The organism is Micromonospora yasonensis, assembly GCF_026013475.1.
Lineage (GTDB): Bacteria > Actinomycetota > Actinomycetes > Mycobacteriales > Micromonosporaceae > Micromonospora > Micromonospora yasonensis.
In genome coordinates, this window is the sequence record NZ_JAPDPH010000027.1 from 1 (window position 1) to 19129 (window position 19129).

Annotated in this window: 17 protein-coding genes; 3 read left to right on the forward strand and 14 right to left on the reverse strand. The window is 71.5% G+C overall.

Annotated features, from left to right (window positions below):
- Positions 1–91 precede the first annotated feature (91 nt).
- The 4 genes from ONA70_RS08620 to ONA70_RS08635 all read right to left on the reverse strand — a co-directional run bounded on the left by ONA70_RS08620 (position 92) and on the right by ONA70_RS08635 (position 4626).
- Positions 92–1684 carry an ABC transporter ATP-binding protein gene (locus ONA70_RS08620; RefSeq protein ID WP_265005859.1) on the reverse strand — a complete coding sequence of 531 codons (1593 nt, stop codon included), beginning with the start codon at positions 1682–1684 and terminating at the stop codon, positions 92–94.
- A 205-nt stretch (positions 1685–1889) separates the two neighbouring features.
- Positions 1890–2957, reverse strand: a complete 1068-nt coding sequence (locus ONA70_RS08625) for a BMP family lipoprotein (RefSeq protein ID WP_265005860.1) — start codon at positions 2955–2957, stop codon at positions 1890–1892.
- A gap of 274 nt (positions 2958–3231) precedes the next feature.
- Positions 3232–3576, reverse strand: a complete 345-nt coding sequence (locus ONA70_RS08630; RefSeq protein WP_265005818.1) for a hypothetical protein — start codon at positions 3574–3576, stop codon at positions 3232–3234.
- 57 nt (positions 3577–3633) lie between these two features.
- The gene (locus ONA70_RS08635; protein WP_265005819.1) at positions 3634–4626 is read right to left on the reverse strand and encodes a hypothetical protein; all 993 of its coding nucleotides are present in this window, start codon (positions 4624–4626) and stop codon (positions 3634–3636) included.
- A 97-nt stretch (positions 4627–4723) separates the two neighbouring features.
- Here ONA70_RS08635 and ONA70_RS08640 point away from each other — a divergent pair, with 97 nt between their 5' ends.
- Positions 4724–5320 (forward strand): TetR/AcrR family transcriptional regulator, encoded by a 597-nt coding sequence (locus ONA70_RS08640; RefSeq protein WP_265005820.1) that lies wholly within the window; start codon positions 4724–4726, stop codon positions 5318–5320.
- 52 nt (positions 5321–5372) lie between these two features.
- Here the strand turns inward: ONA70_RS08640 and ONA70_RS08645 are convergent, their stop codons facing one another.
- The 4 genes from ONA70_RS08645 to ONA70_RS08660 form a co-directional block, all read right to left on the reverse strand.
- Complete coding sequence (locus tag ONA70_RS08645; protein WP_265005821.1) at positions 5373–7184, reverse strand: glycoside hydrolase family 13 protein; 1812 nt, start codon at positions 7182–7184, stop codon at positions 5373–5375.
- Between the two features lie 140 nt (positions 7185–7324).
- A complete protein-coding gene (locus ONA70_RS08650) occupies positions 7325–8224 on the reverse strand; it encodes a sugar ABC transporter permease (protein WP_265005822.1) in 900 nt (299 codons plus the stop codon).
- The gene (locus tag ONA70_RS08655; protein WP_265005823.1) at positions 8221–9861 is read right to left on the reverse strand and encodes an ABC transporter permease subunit; all 1641 of its coding nucleotides are present in this window, start codon (positions 9859–9861) and stop codon (positions 8221–8223) included. Before ONA70_RS08655 ends, ONA70_RS08650 begins: the two co-directional genes overlap by 4 nt.
- A complete protein-coding gene (locus ONA70_RS08660) occupies positions 9861–11111 on the reverse strand; it encodes a sugar ABC transporter substrate-binding protein (RefSeq protein WP_265005824.1) in 1251 nt (416 codons plus the stop codon). Before ONA70_RS08660 ends, ONA70_RS08655 begins: the two co-directional genes overlap by 1 nt.
- A 198-nt stretch (positions 11112–11309) precedes the next feature.
- Between ONA70_RS08660 and ONA70_RS08665 the strand changes: the two genes are divergently transcribed.
- Positions 11310–12395: a LacI family DNA-binding transcriptional regulator gene (locus ONA70_RS08665; RefSeq protein ID WP_265005825.1), complete on the forward strand. Its 1086-nt coding sequence runs from the start codon at positions 11310–11312 to the stop codon at positions 12393–12395.
- A gap of 180 nt (positions 12396–12575) precedes the next feature.
- Positions 12576–14210, forward strand: a complete 1635-nt coding sequence (locus ONA70_RS08670) for a glycoside hydrolase family 13 protein (protein ID WP_265005826.1) — start codon at positions 12576–12578, stop codon at positions 14208–14210.
- Positions 14211–14394: 184 nt separating this feature from the next.
- Here ONA70_RS08670 and ONA70_RS08675 read toward each other — a convergent pair whose 3' ends face one another.
- The 6 genes from ONA70_RS08675 to ONA70_RS08700 form a co-directional block, all read right to left on the reverse strand.
- On the reverse strand, positions 14395–14835 hold the full coding sequence (locus tag ONA70_RS08675) for a hypothetical protein (RefSeq protein ID WP_265005827.1): 441 nt from the start codon (positions 14833–14835) through the stop codon (positions 14395–14397).
- A gap of 122 nt (positions 14836–14957) precedes the next feature.
- The gene (locus ONA70_RS08680) at positions 14958–15326 is read right to left on the reverse strand and encodes a GntR family transcriptional regulator (protein ID WP_265005828.1); all 369 of its coding nucleotides are present in this window, start codon (positions 15324–15326) and stop codon (positions 14958–14960) included.
- Positions 15323–16258, reverse strand: coding sequence for a YhjD/YihY/BrkB family envelope integrity protein (locus ONA70_RS08685; protein ID WP_265005829.1), 936 nt, complete (start codon positions 16256–16258; stop codon positions 15323–15325). The genes ONA70_RS08680 and ONA70_RS08685 overlap by 4 nt, the downstream gene beginning before the upstream one ends.
- A gap of 57 nt (positions 16259–16315) precedes the next feature.
- Positions 16316–16861 (reverse strand): 2'-5' RNA ligase family protein, encoded by a 546-nt coding sequence (locus ONA70_RS08690; protein WP_265005830.1) that lies wholly within the window; start codon positions 16859–16861, stop codon positions 16316–16318.
- 59 nt (positions 16862–16920) lie between these two features.
- Positions 16921–17946, reverse strand: a complete 1026-nt coding sequence (gene trpS, locus ONA70_RS08695; protein WP_265005861.1) for a tryptophan--tRNA ligase — start codon at positions 17944–17946, stop codon at positions 16921–16923.
- Positions 17947–17985: 39 nt separating this feature from the next.
- Entirely contained in the window at positions 17986–19014 is a 1029-nt protein-coding gene (locus ONA70_RS08700; protein ID WP_265005831.1) for a hemolysin family protein, read from the reverse strand.
- Positions 19015–19129: the final 115 nt, after the last annotated feature.

The window sequence follows — 19129 nt, forward strand, 5'->3', positions numbered from 1 at the left end:
GCGGCCGGGTTCGCCCGCGCCTCGCTCCGCGCCTCCTGCGCCTCGGTCGCCGGCTCCTTGTCCGGGGAGCCCGACACCGGGTTCGGGTTCGTCATGCCTTGTCCTCGTTGCCAGGGCCCTTGGGAGCGGTCGCACTGTCGCCGGGCGTACCGGAGGTGCCGTTGGTCGTGGTGGCGGTGTCCGGGGTGACGCCAGCCATCAGCAGGCCGATCTCCTCGCGCGGGGTGTCCGGGCCGACCACGCCGATGATCCGGCCGCGGTACATCACGGCGATCCGGTCGGCCAGGCCGATGACCTCGTCCAGCTCGCTGGAGACGACCATGACGGCGGTGCCGATGTCCCGCTCGCGGATGACCCGGCTGTGGATGAACTCGATCGAGCCGACGTCGACACCCCGGGTCGGCTGGGCGGCGATGAAGAGCTTCAGCGGCCGGGACAGCTCCCGAGCCACGATCACCTTCTGCTGGTTGCCGCCGGAGAGGGTGCCGACCGCGGCGTCCGCGGAGGAGGTACGGATGTCGAACTGCTCGATCCGCTCCTTGGCCGACTTCGCGATGGCGTCCGGCTTCAGCGACAGGCCCTTGCCGAAGGGCGGCCGGTCGTAGATGTCCAGGACCAGGTTCTCCGCGACGGAGAACTCCTTGACCAGGCCGTCGACGCTGCGGTCCTCCGGCACGTAGCCGACGCCGGCGCGGAGCACCTTCTTGGTGGGCCAGCCGTGCACGGCCTCGCCGTCCAGCGTGATCGTGCCGGCGAGCGTCGGCCGCAGGCCCATGATCGCCTCGATCAGCTCGGTCTGCCCGTTGCCCTGCACCCCGGCGACGCCGAGCACCTCACCGGCGTGCACGGTCAGGTCGACGCCGTCGACCGCGCGTACCTGCCGGTCGTCGTCGACGACCAGGCCGGCGATCTCCAGGATCGGCTTGCCGGGGGTGGCCGGCTTCTTGTCCACCGTCAGCCGGACGCTGCGGCCCACCATCAGCGCGGCCAACTCGTCCCGGCTGGCCTCGGGCGAGGCGGTGCCAACGGTCTTGCCGCGCCGGATCACGGTGATCCGGTCGGCGATCGCCTTCACCTCACCCAGCTTGTGGGTGATGAAGACGATCGACTTGCCGGCGGCCTTGAGCGACCGCATGACCGTGAGCAGTTCCTCGGTCTCCTGCGGCGTCAGCACGGCCGTCGGCTCGTCGAGGATCAGCAGGTCGACGTCGCGGGTGAGCGCCTTGACGATCTCCACCCGCTGCTGGATGCCGACCGGCAGGTCCTCGATCACCGCGTCCGGGTCGACCCGGAGGTTGTACCGCTCGGAGACCTCGGCGACCTCCCGGCGGGCCCGGCGGCGGTCGAGGAAGCCGGTGAAGCCCCCCTTGACCTGCTCGGCGCCGAGCATGACGTTCTCGGCCACGGTGAAGACCGGCACCAGCATGAAGTGCTGGTGCACCATGCCGATCCCGGCTGCGATGGCGTCCGACGGGCCCTTCAGCTTCAGCGGCTTGCCGTCGACCAGGATCTCGCCCTCGTCGGGCTGGTAGAGCCCGTAGAGCACGTTCATCAGGGTCGACTTGCCGGCGCCGTTCTCGCCGAGCAGGGCATGAATCTCTCCAGGCTCCACCGTCAGATCGATGTGGTCGTTGGCGACCAGATCACCGAACCGTTTGGTGATGCCGCGCAGTTCGAGTCTCAGCGCAACCTCCTGGAGTGCGAGCGATGGTGCAGCGTAGCGGCTGCCCGCCGGCCACCGCGCCGGGTGGGGTCAGTGGGGGATGCAGGTGGAACCGGCCGCCCCGGCAGCGCGGGGTGTTCCCCGCGTACGCCGAGGCGGCCGGATCGTCACACCTGATGCCCGCCGGCCCCCGCCGATGGTTCCAGCGCGGCGACCGGCGGATCGGTCACTTGGTCGGCTGGGCCTTCGAGGTGACCGTGATGGTGCCGGCGGCGATGTCCGCCTTGATCTTGTCGACCTCGGCCTTCAGGTCCGCGGGGACCTTGCTGTCGAAGTCGTGGTACGGGGCGATCGAGACGCCGTTGTTGGCCAGGGTGCCGACGAAGCCCGGCTTGGCCTGGAGCTTCTCGCCACCAGCGGCCTTGAGCACGGCCTCCTTGACGGCGTCCGGGATGTTCTTGACCACGGTCGTCACCAGCGCCGGGCAGTTCGGGGTGCTCTCGCAGCCGTCGACGTCCACCCAGATCACCGAGTACTTGCCGTTCGCCTGGGCAGCGGCGGTGGTGCCGAGGCCCGAGCCACCGGCGACCGGCATGATGACGTCCGCGCCCTGGGCGACCAGCGCGTCGGAGACCTTCTTGCCCTCGTCCTGCTTGACAAAGTCGTTGGTGAAGGAACCCTTCTGGGTCGCCTTGTCCCAACCGATGACCTGGACGTTCTTGCCCTTGGCCTTGTTGTAGTACGCCACGCCGTCGGCGAAGCCGTCCATGAAGATGGTCACCGGCGGGATCGGCAGGCCGCCGTAGGTGCCGACCTTGCCGGTCTTGCTCATGCCGGCGGCCAGGTAACCGGCCTGGAAGGCGGCCTGAGCGGTGTCGAACTGCATCGGGTAGATGTTGTCCACACCCGGGTTCGAGTCGACGATCGCGAACTGCTGGTTCGGGTTCGCCTGCGCGGCCTTCTTGGTGGCGTCGGACATCAGGCCGCCGACCGCCAGGATGAAGTCGCACTTCTGGTTGACGAACCCGGTCAGGTTGACCTCGTAGTCCGCCTCGGCCTTCGACTGGACGTTCTTGATCTCGATGTTGTCGTTGGCCGCCTTCGCCTCCTGCAGGCCCTTCCAGGCCGAGGTGTTGAAGGACTTGTCGTCGATGCCACCGACGTCGGTCACCATGCAGGCGCTGAACTTCTTGCCGCCGGTGCCGCCGGCGTTCTTCTCGTCCTTGGGGGCCTCACCACACGCGGCGGCACCAAGCACCAGGCCACCCGCCACGATGGCGGAGGCGATCCGCATCCCACGCACAGAGCGCAAGACGTCTCCTTCCCATTGCCACCGCGTCGTGGCGGTGGCAGCCCTTTCGCCGGCCTGCGGTGTGCCGCCGGCGTCCCACGTTACGGACGGGAGCGTACGCCCGCGCCCACCCACCGGCCGACAATCGTGCACGACTGTTGAGCGTCCGTTACCCCTACGTAACCCTCGCGTGGGGCACATCACTTGTCGTGCCGGCAGCCCTCCGGAGAGGTGCCGCGAACGTCCGTTTTCCCGGGCGCTTCCGCTGCCCGCAAACCTACCGCCAGAAGACCGCGACAGCCGCGTTGAGCAGGGTCAACCCGATTATCGCAAGGAAGTGGCCGCGGTTGACGGACGCCCGCTTACGGGAGAAGAAGACCATGACGAAGATCAGCAGGGCGATTACCAACTTGGTAACAAGTTTCGCCGGTGCCGGCTCGTCGTCCGGGTCGCGCAGCGGTGCGGACAGCCCGAGCCCGGTGAGCACCTGGATGACCGCGCCCCAGAGCATGGCCGCGTTGATCCGCAGGCGACCGCTGAGGTACTGGGCGATCCCGCCGCCGAGCAGCAGGGCGAATCCGATCAGGTGGACGTAGAGGAGGATCAACCGAAGAGCTTCCATGGCGGCCATCCTCCCCTATCAACGACGGTTCGTAGTAGACGGCCCGGCGAGCCGCCGTCATACCGTGACCTCCGCCGGCTGCCGGCGGTCGACCGCCGGGGCGGCCGCCGGCCGGAACCGCCCCACCAGCACCAGGGCCAGGCCGAGTGCCGCGTAGCCGGTCAGCACCGCGAGGGCCCGGGATGCGCCCGCCCCGTCGAAGAACGCGGCCGAGCGGAGCAGCGTGCCGCCGGCCCCGACCGGCAGGAACTGCCCGACCGTCCCCCACGGCTGTGGCAGCAGCTCGGGCGCGGCGCCGACCGCGGACAGCGGGTTGCCGACCAGGAAGACCAGCAGCGCGCCGAGCCCGATGCCGGGGCCGCCGAACAGCCCTCCGAGGCCGGCCACGGTGCTCGCGGCGGCCAGCGCGAACAGTGCCATGGCACCCGCCTCGCGCCAGCCGGAGCCACCCAGGATGCCGAGCCAGCCGTGCAGGACCGCCGCGCCGACCAGGCCGGCCAGGACGGCGTAGCCGACCAACCCCACCAGCCGGGCGCTCCGGCGGGCGACGAGCATGACCAGCAGCGCCCCGGCCAGCATGCTGGTCAGCGCGAGCGGCAGGAAACCGGCGGCGAAACCGCTGCCGCGCGGGTCGTCCGGGTCGGCCGGGACGACCTGCACCACCGGCACCGGACGGCCGGCGGAGAGCTGGGCCGACGCCTCGGTGAGCAGCGCCGCCACGGTCGGGCTGGCCGCCGGGGCGGTGTGCAGCGTGACGCCGTCCGGGCCGGCGACGAAGGCCGCGTACACCTCCCGGTCGCGCAGCGCCCGGTCGGCGGCTGCGGCGTCGGGGAGGGTGGTCACGGCGAACGCGCCGGGGCGGGCGGCGGCGAGCCGGCCGGCGAGCTGGCTGGCCGCCGGGGGCGGCCCGGCGACGGCGACCGGCAGGTCGCGCGGCGCGAGGTGGGCCACCGGGGCCGCGAAGAGCGGCACGAGCAGCGCCTGCGCGCCGACCGCCAGGACGGCCAGCAGGACGGCGAGCGACCAGGGAGATCGGATCCGGGACGACATCAGCGCCTCCTAAAACGAACGCTCATTCTCTTTAAATGGAGACTGCGCCCGATCCGCTCCCGAGTCAAGAACGAACGTTCGCTTTACACTGTGCGGCGTGCCACGCGTATCGGACGAACACCTGGCGGCCCGGCGGCGGCAGATCCTCGATGCCGCGCGCCGCTGCTTCCTGCGCGACGGCTTCCACAACACGTCGATGCAGGACGTGATCGCCGAGGCCGGGCTCTCGGTCGGCGCGGTCTACCGCTACTTCCCGAGCAAGAACGACCTGATCACGGCGATCGCCCAGTCCGTGATCGGCGGCGCGGAGACCGTCTTCGCCGAGCTGGCGGCCGCCGACCCGCCCCTGCCGCTGGCCGAGACGCTGGATCGGGCGCTGGCGTACGTCGACGCGCAGACCGGCCCGGACGGCATCCTGCGGCTGGCGATCCAGGTGTGGAGCGAGGCGCAGCGGGATCCGGCGCTCGCCGAATTCGTCGCGGCGACGTACGCCGGCTTCCGCAAGCATTTCGTGGCGATCGCCAGGCGGGCCCGGGACGCGGGCGAGCTCCCCCCGGACGCCGACCCGGAGGCGGTCGGGGCGGCCCTGTTCGGCCTGGTCCCCGGCTACTTCATGCAGCGCATCCTCACCGGCTCCCCCGACCGCGCCAGCTACCTCGCCGGCGTCCGCGCTTTGGTGCGCCGGGCTGGTTAAGAAGGGGCCCCTTTACCACCGGATGCGTTAACCGGGGGCCCCTCCTTTCACCTCAGGCGAGGCGCCAGACCTGGAAGGTGGGGCCGTCGGCGGGGAGGGTGACCGCACCGCCAGCGTCGGGACGCAGCGCCGGGGCGCCGCCGTACACGTTCTCCCCGGCCGGCAGGCCGGCCAGGCGGACCGGGGTACCGGCCGCGCGGCGGGCCAGCACCAGCACCGTGCCGGTGGGCGCCTCGCGGAGGAAGACCAGGGTGTCCGCGTCCGCGTGCACCCAGCGCAGGCCACCCTGCCGCAGCGCCGGCTCGGCGCGCCGCAGCGCCAGCAGCGACCGGTACGCGTCGAACGTCCGCCGGTCCCAGCTCTCCGGCCGGTGCCACGGCATCGGGGTACGCGAGCCCTCGCCGTTGGTGCCGGTCAGCCCCAGCTCGTCCCCGGCGAAGACCACCGGCGTGCCCGGCATGGTGGCGAGCAGTCCCGCCGCCACCTCCTGCCGCGCGGCGTCGCCGACCACGGTCCGGATCCGGGCCGAGTCGTGCGACCCGAGCAGCTGCCATGAGTGCACGTACGACCGCCAGGAGATCAGCGACCGGTAGGTGTTCATCGTGGCCAGCATGGCGCCCGCGTCCCGCCCCCGGACCCCGCCCGGCGTGCCGAGGAAGTTCGGCACCGGCTGCTCACCCCGGCGCAGCCAGGACCAGACCGGGTCGGTGAAGCCGACGTAGTTCATGGTGCCGTGCCAGCCGTCCCGGTCCAGGTCACCGGTGTGGTCGTGGCCGTGCTCGGCGAGCAGCAGCCCGTCGGCCCGGGTGTCGGCGACCACCTCGCGCAGCAGCCGCGCCACCTCGTGGGTGTACGCGTCCGCCCCCCGCCGGCCGGTCATGTTCGCCACGTCGACCCGCCAGCCGTCCAACCCGTACGGCGGGCGCAGCCAGCGGCGCAGCAGCGAGTCCTCGGCGGTGGCGAAGCGCCGGCGCAGCTCCGCGCTGCCCCAGTTGAGCTTCGGCAGCGACTTGACCCCGTTCCACGACTCGTAATCCCCGCCGGCCAGGTCGAAGTAGTACAGCTCCCGCTCCGGCGCGTGCACGTCCGCGACGGCCCGCGTGAACCACTCGTGCGCGTCGCCGGTGTGGTTGCTGGTGATGTCGCCGAGCAGCCGCCAGCCCCGGGTGTGCACCGCGTCGGCGAGCCGGGCCAGGGCGGCGTCCCCGCCGAGCAGCGGGTCGACGGTGTCGAAGCTGGCCGCGTCGTACCGGTGGTTGGAGCGGGCCGGGAAGATCGGGGTGAGGTAGACGGTGTTCACCCCGAGCCGGTCCAGGTGGTCCAGGTGTTCGGTGACGCCGTCCAGGTCGCCGCCGTAGAACTGGCGCGGCGTCTCCGGGCCACGCCCGATCACCGGGGTGTCCCAGTCGCAGGGGATGGCCCAGTCCGGGGCGGTCCGGCCGGTGGCGGCGGCCGAGCGGGCGAACCGGTCCGGGAAGATCTGGTAGATCACCGCGTCCCGGGCCCAGGCCGGCGGTGGTGCGTAGCTGACCAGCTTGAAGTCGCCGTTGTCCGGCACGTCGTGGTCGACCAGGCCGGCGGCGTTGAGCCAGCGGTAGCCCGTGCCGCCCTCGAGCAGGAAGCGGTAGTTGCTGACCGGGTTGCGGACCTCGACGTCGGCCCGCCACCACACGTCACCGCCCTCGGTGCGGTCCACGACGGCCTCGGCGAAGCGCGGCTCGCCGTCGCCGGTGGTCCGGACGTGCACCTGGCGGACGTCGGCGCCGGCCGGCACCCGGACGAAGACCGGCACGGTCTGCCCGAGCGCCGGCTCCTGCTCGGGTACGTAGGTGGCGGATCCGTCGTGGTGCGGCTGGAGAGACATGGACACGCCTTTCGCGTCGTTCGGACAGGGAGAGGGGCGGGCACCCGCCGCGGCCGGTCACCCGACCGCGGCGGTCCGCCCGGAAACCGCTCCGGTGTACGCCGACACGACGCCCTTGCCGCAGCGTGAGCCGAGGAGGCTCAGCCTTTGACAGCTCCGGCGGTCAAGCCGGAGACGATGTAGCGCTGGAGCAGTTGGAACACCAGCACCGTCGGGATGGCGGTGAGCAGGGTGCCCGCCGCGAACATCCCGAAGTTGTTGTTGCGCTCGCCGGCCACCAGGCCGAACATGCCGACCGCGAGGGTCTTCGACTCGGTGTTGGTGAGGAACACGTTGGCGATGAGGAACTCGTTGATCGCGCCGATGAAGGCGAGCAGCCCGGTCACCGCCAGGATCGGCGCCACCAGCGGCAGCATGATCCGGAAGAACACCTGGGGGTGCGAGGCGCCGTCCATGGTCGCCGACTCGTCCAGTTCCTTCGGCAGGGTGTCGAAGAAGCCCTTCATCAGCCAGGTGTTCGCGCCCAGCGCGCCACCCATGTAGAGCAGGAACAGGCCCCACGGGGTGTTGAAGCCGATCGCCGGGTACAGGTCGGTGATCGTCGTGAAGATCAGGAAGATCGCCACGATGGCCAGGAACTGCGGGAACATCTGGATCAGCAGCAGCGTGAGCAGGCCGACCCGGCGGCCGGCGAAGCGCATCCGGGAGAACGCGTACGCCGCGAGCGACGACAGGAAGATCGACGCGAAGCTGGCCACGCCCGCCAGCAGCAGCGAGTTGAGGAACCAGTGGGCGAAGGCGGTCTTCTGGAAGAGGTTGCTGAAGTTCTCGACCGAGGCACCGGTCGGCAGCAGCTCGGTCGAGGAGAGCGTGCCGAGCGGGTTCAGCGCCGCCGAGATCACGAACAGGATCGGGAAGAGGCTGAACGCGACGGCCAGCACCCCGACGAGGTGCCGCCAGCCCACCTGGGCGAACCAGCGGCTCCTCGACTTCCCGGCCGAGTTGCGGTTGGCGACCGGGGCGTCCGCGTAGGTGGTCACGAGTACACCTCCTCCTGCTTGCGGGTCCGCGAGAAGCTGATCGCCGACACCGTGGCCACGATCGCGAAGATGAAGATCGAGACCGCGGCGGCCATGCCGTACTCGGCGCCCTGGGCGCCGAAGGCCAGCCGGTAGGTGTAGGTGATCAGCAGGTCGGTCGCGCCGTTGGTCGGGTTGTCCGGCGCGAACGGTCCACCCTCGGTGGTCAGCAGGATCGCGTTGGCGTTGTTGAAGTTGTACGCGAACGACGCGATCAGCAGCGGCGAGAGCGCGACCAGCAGCAGCGGCAGGGTGACCGCTCGGAACGACTGCCACGGCGTCGCCCCGTCGACCGAGGTGGCCTCGGTCAGCTCGCCCGGGATCGCCTGGAGCGCGCCGGTGGCCACCAGGAACATGTACGGGTAGCCCAGCCAGAGCTGCACCAGCAGCACCGCCAACCGGGCGGACCAGGTCTGGCCGAACCAGTCGACGCCCAGTCCGAACAGGTTGTTGACCAGGCCGAAGTCGGTGTTGAACATGTCCCGCCAGACCAGCAGCATCGCGAACGACGGCATGGCGTACGGCAGGATCAGCAGCACCCGGTAGAGGTTGGTGCCCTTCATCCGGGGCGAGTGCAGGGCGAGCGCGATGGCCATGCCGAGCAGGAAGGTCAAGCCGGTCGAGCCGATCGCGAAAGCGAAGTTCCAGGCCAGGGTGCCGAAGAACGGCCCGGAGATCTTGGGGTCGGTGAGCACCCGGCTGAAGTTCTTCAGCCCGACGTTGACCTGCCAGCCCTGGGTGAGCCGCTCGCCGTCAGCGGCGACGAAGGAGCCGGCCTTCTCGTCGGCGGTCCAGGTCTTGCCGCTCTCGCTGTCCTTGATGCAGTCGCAGCCGGCGTCGTACGCCCGGACGGCCTTGCCCTCGTAGGCGCGCGACAGGCCGTTGGACCGGACCGCGCCGCCGGAGGTGGGCACCACCAGGTCGGTGATCTCCTTGCTCCGGACGCTGGCCTGACCGAAGTTGAGCACGGTGTAGCCGTCGGCGGCGGTCACCTTGCCGGTCGGGCTGACCGTCACCTGGCTCGCGTCGATCCGGCGCAGCCCGCCCGCGTCACCGGCGGAGACCTCCTTGGTCTTCGGGTCGCTGAGCAGGAAGACCAGGGGACCGGTCGCCGGGTCGCCCTTGGTGGCGACGGAGAGGGAGTACTCGGCGGAGCCGGGGATCTGCTTCACCGAGGCGGTCTGGATGGCGACGATCGCGTCGTCCTTGCTGCCGCGGTGGCCGTCGCCGAAGTTCGTGAAGGCGGTGCTCGCGGTGTAGAGCACCGGGAAGACCTGGAAGGCGAGCAGGAAGAGCGTGCCGGGAACCAGGTACTTGGCCGGGATGTGCCGCCGGCTGAGGTAGAGGTAGAACAGGCCGGCGGTGGTGACCGCGAGGATGCCCAGTCCGACCCAGTGTTCGGCCTCGATGAGCGGGAACGCCGCCCAGATCGCGATCCCGACAACCAGGCCGAGCAGGATCACCTTGACCACGAGCCCGGTCGCGGTGATCGGCGCGTGGTTCCGCGCGCTACGGGAGATGCGCGGGAGCCCGCGGCGAACGGGCTCCCGGCCCGGGGCCTGCGTGGCAGACCCCGGGCCGGACGGCGACGTGCTCATTACTTGATCTGACCCGCGATGGTCTTGCCAGCGGCGGTGATCGTCTTGGCCGGGTCGGCGCCACCGATGATGGCGGCCTCCGCCTTGCCGAACGGGTCCCAGATCGCGGCCATGGCCGGGATCGCCGGGAGCACCTGGCCGTTCTTACCGGCCTCCTGGAACTTGGCCAGGTCCGGGTCCTCGCCCTTGACCTGGTCGAAGGCGGCGGTCAGCGCCGGCGGGCGCGGCTCGGCCTTGTACAGCGCGACGGCCAGCTCGGGCTTGGTCACGTAGTTGGTGACGAACTCCTGGGCCAGGGCCTTGTTCTTGGCCTTGGCGGCGACGTAGAACGCCTGGACGCCCACGAACGGCTGGGCCTCCTTGCCGCCGGCGAAGCCGGGGACCGGGGAGATGTCGTACTTGATGTTGGCCTTCTTGGCGTCGGCGATGGCCCACGGGCCGGAGACCAGGAAGGCGCACTTCTTGCTGGTGAAGGTGGCGATGGAGTTCTCGCCGGTGATGGAGCGCTTCAGCGCGCCCTCGCCCTTCTCACCGAGCTTCGCGATCTTCTGGAAGGCCGCGATCGACTCCGGCTTGCCCACGCCCAGGTCCTTCGGGTCGTAGTCGCCGTTGGCCGCGGTGCCGAACAGGTAGCCGCCGCCGGAGGTGTACAGCGGGTAGATGTGGTAGGCGTCGCCGTTCTGGCCGGACTGGAGGCAGAGGATCTCGCTGGCCTTCTTCTCAGCCTTGAGCTTCTTGCCGGTCTGGACCAGCTCCTCGATCGTCTTCGGCGCCTCGGGGGCCAGCTCGGTGTTGCGGATCAGCGCGACGTTCTCGGTGGCGTAGGGGACGCCGTAGAGCTGGCCGTTGAAGGTCACGGCCTTGACCGCGACCTCGTTGAACGCGCTCTTCTGCTCGGCGGCGAGCTGCACCGGGTCGATGGCGCCGTTCTGGACCAGGTTGCCGATCCAGTCGTGCGCGCCGACCACGACATCCGGGCCGCTGCCCTGCTGCGAGGCGGTGACGAAGTTGGTCTGCAGGTCCTTGGAGACGGCCTGGACCTCGACGGTCACCCCGTTCTCCTTGCCGAACTCCTCGGCGAACGGCTTCAGGGCCGCGGTCCGCTTGTCGTCGGCCCAGATGACCAGCTTGCCGCCGGTCGCCTTGGCGGACTCCTTGGCGGCCGGCTTGTCGCTGCCACTGTTGCCACAGCCGGACGCGGCGAGCGCCAGGCCGAGGACAGCGACCACACCCGCGGTACGGATGCGCATCGGTACTCCTGTCGTCATGGCGGCCCGCCGGGGGAAGGGCGGCCCGCCAGTGGAAACCTCTGAAATCTCTTACTGACCGGCGCCGCGGTGCCGCGCCGCTGCTCTCGCATGTTGCGGGGACGTTAGCAAGGGGTTGCAGAGAATGGAAGGGCTTGCAGGAGTGTACGCAAGACTTTGCCGTTGAGCTAAAGTGCCGCCATGCGCGCTCGACTGTCCGACATCGCCCAACAGGCCGAAGTCAGCGAGGCCACGGTGTCGCGGGTGCTCAACGACCGCCCCGGAGTGGCCCCCGAGACCCGGCAGGCCGTCCTGACCGCCCTCGATGTGCTCGGCTACGAGCGCCCCGCCCGGCTGCGCAAGCGCAGCGCGGGCCTGGTCGGCCTGGTCGTACCCGAGCTGGACAACCCGATCTTCCCGGCCTTCGCCCAGGTCATCGAGTCGACGCTGGCGCAGAGCGGCTTCACCCCGGTGCTCTGCACCCAGACCCCCGGCGGGGTCACCGAGGACGAGTACGTCGAGATGCTGCTGGACCGGCAGGTGTCCGGGATCGTCTTCGTCTCCGGCCTGCACGCCGACACCGCCGCCAACCACGACCGGTACCGCGCGCTGATCGCCCGCCCGCTGCCGATCGTCATGATCAACGGGTACGCGCCCGGCATCGCGGCGCCTTTCGTCTCCTGCGACGACGGCGAGGCGACCGAACTGGCCGTCGCGCACCTGGTCGCGCTCGGCCACCGGCGGATCGGCCTGATCACCGGCCCGGACCGCTTCGTGCCGGTGCAGCGCCGGGTGGCCGGCTTCCGGGCCGCGATGACCCGCCTGGTCGACCCGACCGAGGCCGAGGTCGGCGAGTTGGCCGAGCTCTCGCTCTTCGGCGTCGAGGGTGGCGAGGCGGCCGCCAACCGGCTGATCGAGCGCGGCGTGACCGGCATCGTCTGCGGCTCCGACCTGATGGCCCTCGGCGCGATCCGGGCCGCCCGCCAGCGCGGCCTCGCCGTCCCCGCCGACGTCTCCGTGGTCGGGTACGACGACTCTCCGCTGATGGCCTTCACCGACCCGCCGCTGACCACCATGCGCCAGCCGGTCGCCGCCATGGCGGTGGCCGCGGTCCGGGCCCTGGTCGACGAGATCAACGGGCACGCCGCCCCGCACTCCGAGTACCTGTTCCGCCCGGAACTGGTGGTGCGCGGCTCCACGGCGGTGGCCCGCCAGGCCGGGCCCGCCCCGGGCGGCAGCCCGAACCGGCAGCGCCCGGCACCGCCCTCGCTCGCCATTCCGGCCTGACCACCGCCGCGCCACCGGCTGCTCACCGTCCAGCGAGCGGGCGTGATCACCGTCATTCCTTGCGCAAGAAATGCTTGACTCTTGCAGCGCTCGGCGGCATTCTGCTCAGACGCCCCGCGCCCGTCACCCGGTTACCCGCGGGGTGCCGCAGTCCCTTGCAGAGAACGGGGATCGTCACCGATGACCGCCGCCACCGACCCGACGCCGCTGACCTCCGACGACGACTGGTGGCGATCCGCGGTCGTCTACCAGGTGTACGTCCGCAGCTTCGCGGACGCGAACGGGGACGGCGTCGGCGACCTCGAGGGCATCCGGCAGCGCCTGCCGTACCTGCGCGAGCTGGGCGTGGACGCGCTCTGGCTGACCCCCTTCTACACCTCGCCGCAGATCGACGCCGGCTACGACGTGGCCGACTACCGGGACGTCGACCCGCTCTTCGGCAACCTCGCCGACTTCGACGCGATGATCACCGACGCGCACGCGCTCGGCCTGCGGATCATCGTCGACCTGGTGCCCAACCACACCTCCAGCGCGCATCCGTGGTTCCAGGCGGCCCTCGCCGCCGGCCGGGGCTCTGCGGAGCGCGAGCGCTACCTGTTCGCCGAGGGCAAGGGCGAGCAGGGCGAGCTGCCGCCGAACGACTGGGAGAGCATCTTCGGCGGCCCCGCCTGGACCCGGATCGATGACGGCCAGTGGTACCTGCACCTGTTCGACCCGGCCCAGCCCGACCTGAACTGGCGCCACCCCGAGGTACGCACCGAGTTCCACGACATCCTGCGGTTCTGGCTGGATCGGGGCGTGGACGGTTTCCGGATCGACGTGGCGCACGGGATGATCAAGGCCGAGGGGCTGCCGGACGTCGGCTTCAACTCGATGACCACCGGCCAGCGCCAGTCGGAGCTGCTGGGCAAGGGCAAGCTGCCCTACTTCGACCAGGACGAGGTGCACGACATCTACCGCACCTGGCGGCCGATCCTGGACAGCTACCCGGGCGGGCGGATGGCGGTGGCCGAGGCCTGGGCGGAGACCCCGCAGCGGCTGGCCCGCTACATCGGCCCGGACGAGCTGCACCAGGCGTTCAGCTTCGACTTCCTCGACGCCACCTGGTCGGCCGACTCGTTCCGCAAGGTGATCGACACGGCGTTGGCCGAGTCGACCATCGTCGGCGCCCCGACCACGTGGGTGCTCTCCAACCACGACCGGCAGCGACACGTCACCCGGTACGGCGACGGCGAGGCCGGGCTGCGCCGGGCCCGGGCCGCCGCTCTGCTGATGCTCGCCCTGCCCGGCTGCGCGTACCTCTACCAGGGCGAGGAGCTGGGCCTGCCGGAGGTGCTGGACCTCCCGGACGAGCTGCGCCAGGACCCGGCGTTCTTGCGTACCGGGGAGAGCCGGGACGGCTGCCGGGTGCCGATCCCGTGGAGCGGCGAGCTGGCCCCGTACGGCTTCGGCCCGGCGGGCAGCGAACTGAGCTGGCTGCCGGCCCCGGCGACCTGGCGAGCCCTCTCGGTGGCCACCCAGGCCGGCGTGCCCGGTTCCACGCTGGAGCTCTATCGGACCGCGCTGCGGATCCGCCACGAGCACCCCGCGCTGGCCGGACTCGACGGCATCACCTGGCTGGAGACCGAGCCGGGGTTGCTGGCGTTCCGCCGTACCGCCGGGGACGCCGAGCTGACCTGTGTGGTCAACATCAGCGGCGCGGCGGCGACGGTGACCGGCTACGGCCGGCCGATCGCCGCCAGCGCCGATCTCACCGAGCAGGGCGACGGGCACGTCCTGCCGGTGGACGCGGCTGCGTGGTTCGAACGGCGATGAGCCGGGTAACCCGCCATTGACCTGGTCGTCCGTTGTGCTTCGCGCCGACGGGCGGCTGGGCCACCGACCCCTTGTGGTGGGGGGTGAGGTGGCGCCGGCCCCGCGGGGAGTCGACTTCCCGGGGGCCGGCGTCCATCGGGGACCGCGGACCGCGCTCGACCCCGAACCGGGCCGGTGAGCGCGCTCAGTCCTTGCTGGCGAGCAGCTTGGCGATCCGGGCGAAGCCGGCCCGTACCTCGTCCCGGCTCGGGGCCCGCACCGGCTCGGGCTCCGGCTCCCGTTCGGCGGCGAGCTCCAGTTCCTCGTCGATGACGTCCTCGAAGTCGCCGTAGAGGTCCGCCTGGTCGGTCCGGGCCGCCTCGTCCTCGGCGGCGATCTGCGCGGCGGCGATCTCGCTGCGGATCTCCTCGGGGGTCAGCGCGGGCAGCAGCGGCTCGACCACCGCCATCAGCTGCTCCTCGGCCACCACCGCCTCGGCCAGGGCGAGCGCGTGCGGCCGCTCGTACGGGCCGCAGACGACCGGCTCCCACTCGTCGGCGTCGCCGAGCGGGCCGAAGGTGATGATCCACGGCAGGCCGAGCATCGGCGAGTCGTCCGGCAGGTCCAGTGTCACGAGTGCGCCCACCGGCTCATCATGGTCGTTACCGGCACCCCGAACTCCAAGATCCGCACAACATCGGGAAAGTGTGGCCTGTCGGCGAACCGGGGCCACTCTTTCGGGGACGTGGTCCGGATCGCCCAGCCGGGTCAGCGGGTGGCGTCGAGGGCGGCGCGGACGAGGGCGAGAGCGCGGTCCGGGGGTACGCCCAGGCGGAGCGCCTCGGCGGCGTACTCGGTCGCGGCGCGGTGCAGCCGGTCGGTGGCGTCGTCGCGGCCGGGCGCGACCACGGTGCCGTGCCGGCCCCGGGTCTCCACCAGCCCGGCCCCCTCCAGCTCCCGGTACGCCCGGGCCACCGTGTTCACCGCCAGCCCCAGGTCGGTGGCGAGCTGCCGGACCGCGGGCAGCCGGGTGCCCACCGGCAGCCGGCCGTCGCCGATCATCCGGGCGAGCTGCCCGCGCACCTGCTCGTACGGAGGCACCGCCGAGGTCGCGTCGATCCGGATCCGCGTGGTCATCCCGCACCTCCCGGCGTACCCGGGTCGGTCTCCACGTCCACCTCGACGTCCACCTCCCGGGCCGCGCGCCCCTCGGACAGGTCGACCACCCGGCCGTACCGGCTGGTGGCGGCCAGCGCCGCGCCGAAGAGCAGCAGCTGGTTGAGCAGGTAGAGGTAGAGCAGCAGCCCCACCGCGGTGGCCACCACCGTGTACGCGGGATTGTGCTCGGTGCGGACCACGTAGTAGCGCCCGACCGTGTTCAGCAGGGTGATGCCGACGGCCACCAGCAGGACCACCGGCCGCAGCCGGCGCCGGCTCATCCGCAGCCGGGGCACCGCGACCAGCAGCGCCACCGCCAGCACCGCGTTGACCAGCACGCTGAGCATCGCGCCGAGCGTGGTCAGCCCGACCGATCCGGTGCTGCGCAGCAGGAAGCGCAGCACCGATCCCAGCGCGTCGACGGCGACCACCGAGACGCCGAGCAGCACGAAGACCACGACCAGCACCACCAGGTCGACCAGGCGGCGGATCACCAGATTGCCGGGCTGCTGGTTGAGGCCGTACATCAGCCGCTGCGAGGAGCGGATCGCCTCGACCCAGCCGATCCCGGTGAAGACCAGGATGAACAGGCCGGCCACCCCGATGGTGTTGCTGCTCTGCGCGACCTGCTGCGGATTGAGGAACGGGACGTTCCGCTCCAGGAAGCCCGCCGCCGCCCTGCTGAACTCGTTGTTGTCCTCGAGGATCGCGCCGATCACCCAGTAGGTGACCAGGGCGAGCGCGAACACCGCGAAGAAGCCGTAGTAGGCGATCGCGGCGGCGAGCCGGCCGCCGAGCACGTTGCCGTAGAGCGCCCCGGCCCGCCACAGGTGGTCGAAGGCCGGCGACCGGTCCCGCGCGGCGTCGATCCGACGGTTCGCCGCGGCCTCGATCCGGCCGATCACGTTCACCACGTCATCCTCGCGGATCCTCCATCACGGCGGCGGCGGGCCGGCCAGGTGCTCAGCTCAGCCGCCGAGCGGGAAGTCGCGGCGGGGCTGCCACCGGGTTTCCCCGCTGTGCGAGAAGAGGGTGAACGCCGCCACCTCGAACAGCGCGGAGAAGTCGGCCAGGTCCTCGTACGCCTTGTCGAGCACCTCGGGCGGCACGTCCTGGGCCACCGTGACGTGCGGGTGGTACGGGAAGCGCGCCTCCCGGTGCAGCTCGGGCGCCGAGTTGATGGCGGCGGCCAGCAGCTCGCACTCACTGATCCCGGCCGCCACCGCCACGAAGACCACCTGGGTGACCGGCCGGAACGTGCCGGTGCCCCGCAGATGCAGGGTGAACGGCAGATGCGCGGCGGCCACCCGGGCCAGGTGCGCCTCGACGGCAGGCAGCGCGCGCACCGGGATCTCGGTGGGCCCGAGCAGGGTGACGTGCGCCGGGACGGCCTGCGGGTCGCCGGCCTCGATCCGGCGGCGGGTGAGCATCCCGCCCCACGGCTCGGGGATGTCCACCGCGATCCCGATCTGGATGGTGTCGCCGGCGTCCGGCCCCCCGTCCCTGCGATCCACGCTCCGCGCCACCCCTCCGGCCGCCGACTGTGTCCACCCGTCCCGTCGTGCCCGGACCGCTACTCGGCCCGGACCGGCGGAAAGAAGCCGATCCGCTCGTACGCGGTCAGCAGCGTCGCGGCGGCGACCGCCCGGGCCTTCTCCGCACCGTGCGCGAGCAGCTTGTCGAGCTGGGCCGGGTCGTCCAGGTGGGCGCGGGTGCGCTCCTGGATCGGGGTGACGAACTCCCGGACCACCTCGCCGAGGTCCTTCTTCAGGTCGCCGTAGCCCTTGCCGTCGTACGCGGCGACCAGCTCGTCGATGCTCCGGCCGGAGAGCGCCGAGTAGATGGTGAGCAGGTTGGAGATGCCCGGCTTGCCCTCGGCGTCGAAGACGATCTCGCGGCCGGTGTCGGTGACCGCGGAGCGGATCTTCTTGGCCGAGCGGGCCGGATCCTCCAGCAGGTCGATGATGCCGGCCGGCGAGGAGGACGACTTCGACATCTTGGCCGTCGGGTCCTGCAGGTCGGTGATCTTCGCGGTGTCCTTGACGATGTGCGGCGCGGGCACGGTGAAGGTCGGCCCGAACAGCGTGTTGAACCGCTGGGCCAGGTCCCGGGAGAGTTCCAGGTGCTGCCGCTGGTCCTCGCCGACCGGCACCGCGTGGGCCTGGTAGAGCAGGATGTCGGCGGCCTGCAGGATCGGGTACGTGAAGAGGCCGACGCTGGCCCGCTCACTGCCCTGCTTCTGCGACTTGTCCTTGAACTGCGTCATCCGGCTGGCCTCGCCGAAGCCGGTGATGCAGCCGAGCACCCAGGCCAGCTGCGAGTGCTCGGGCACCTGCGACTGGACGAAGAGGGTGCTGCGCTCCGGGTCGATGCCCAGCGCGAAGAGCTGCGCGGCGGCCAGCCGGCTGCGCTGCTTGAGCGCCTTCGGGTCGTGCCCGGCGGTGATCGCGTGCAGGTCCACCACGCAGTAGAACGCGTCGTGGCTGTCCTGCAGGGCCACCCAGTGCCGCAGCGCGCCCAGGTAGTTGCCGAGGTGGAACGAGTCGGCCGTCGGCTGGATGCCGGAGAAGACGCGCGGGCGTGCGGGTACGTCGGACATGGACATGGCGGCAATTCTGTCAGCAACGCCCGGCGTACGTCATGACGGGCCGGCGGGTCGGCGCCCGACGGGCGGGGCCGGGGCGCCGACCTCGCGTCGCTGCTCCGGCAGGCGCACGGCGGAGACCGCCAGGCGGGACACCCGCCGCCCCTCCAGCGCGAGCACCCGCAGCAGCCAGCCGCCCGGCGGGTCCTCCGGATCCGGTACGCCGGCGCCGGGCCCGGCCGGGTCCACCGGGACCTCGTCACCGGCGACCGGGAGCCGGCCCAGGGCGGCCATCACGTACCCGCCGACCGTCTCGTACGGCCCGGCGGGCAGCGGGACCCCGGTGCGCTCGGCGAAGTCGGCCAGGTTGAGCCGGCCGTCGACGACCGCGGGCAGGCCCGCGTGAGCCGGGTCGGGCGGGACGTCGTGATACTCGTCGTGGATCTCCCCGACCAGCTCCTCGACCAGGTCCTCGCAGGTCACGATGCCGGCGGTGCCGCCGTACTCGTCGACCACCACGGCCAGGTGGTGCCCCTCCCGGCGCATCTCGGTGAGCGCGGCGAGCACCCGCTTGCTGCCGGGCAACTGCTTCACCTCGCGGGTCAGCTCCCCGACCGTGGCGCAGCCGTCCGGTTCGGGGCGGAGCAGCACGTCCCGCAGGTGGACGAAGCCGACCACGTCGTCGTGGGTGCCGTCGACCACCGGGTACCGGGTGTGCGTCTCGGCCCGGACCAGCCGTTCCGCCTCGGCGAGGGTCAGCCCGGCGGAGAGGAACACCACCTCGGTACGCGGCACCATCACCTCGCGCACCAGCCGCGCCCCGGCCACCAGCACCTCGTCGATGATCCGGCGTTCGTCCGGGTCGAGCACCGTGTTGGCGGCAACCAGGTCGCGCAGCTCGGCCTCGCTGATCCGCTCGCGGCCGGCGGCCGGGCTCGCCCCGAGCAGGTCGGTGACCAGGCGGGTGGCGCCGTCGGTGGCCCGGACCACGAGCCGGGCGACGGTCCGGGCCACCGGTCCCGGCTCGCGTCGCGGCCGCCCCGGCAGCCGCCGCCGGAGCCCGGGACCGCCTGGCTCCCGCATGAGAAGGATGCTAGACAGCAACGGCCGTCCAGCTCGGGCTATGTGCGTATCTGTTCAATCATGGCGGATCGTGGTGGAATAGCGATGGGCCACGGGCAGCGGGGGCACAGCCCGC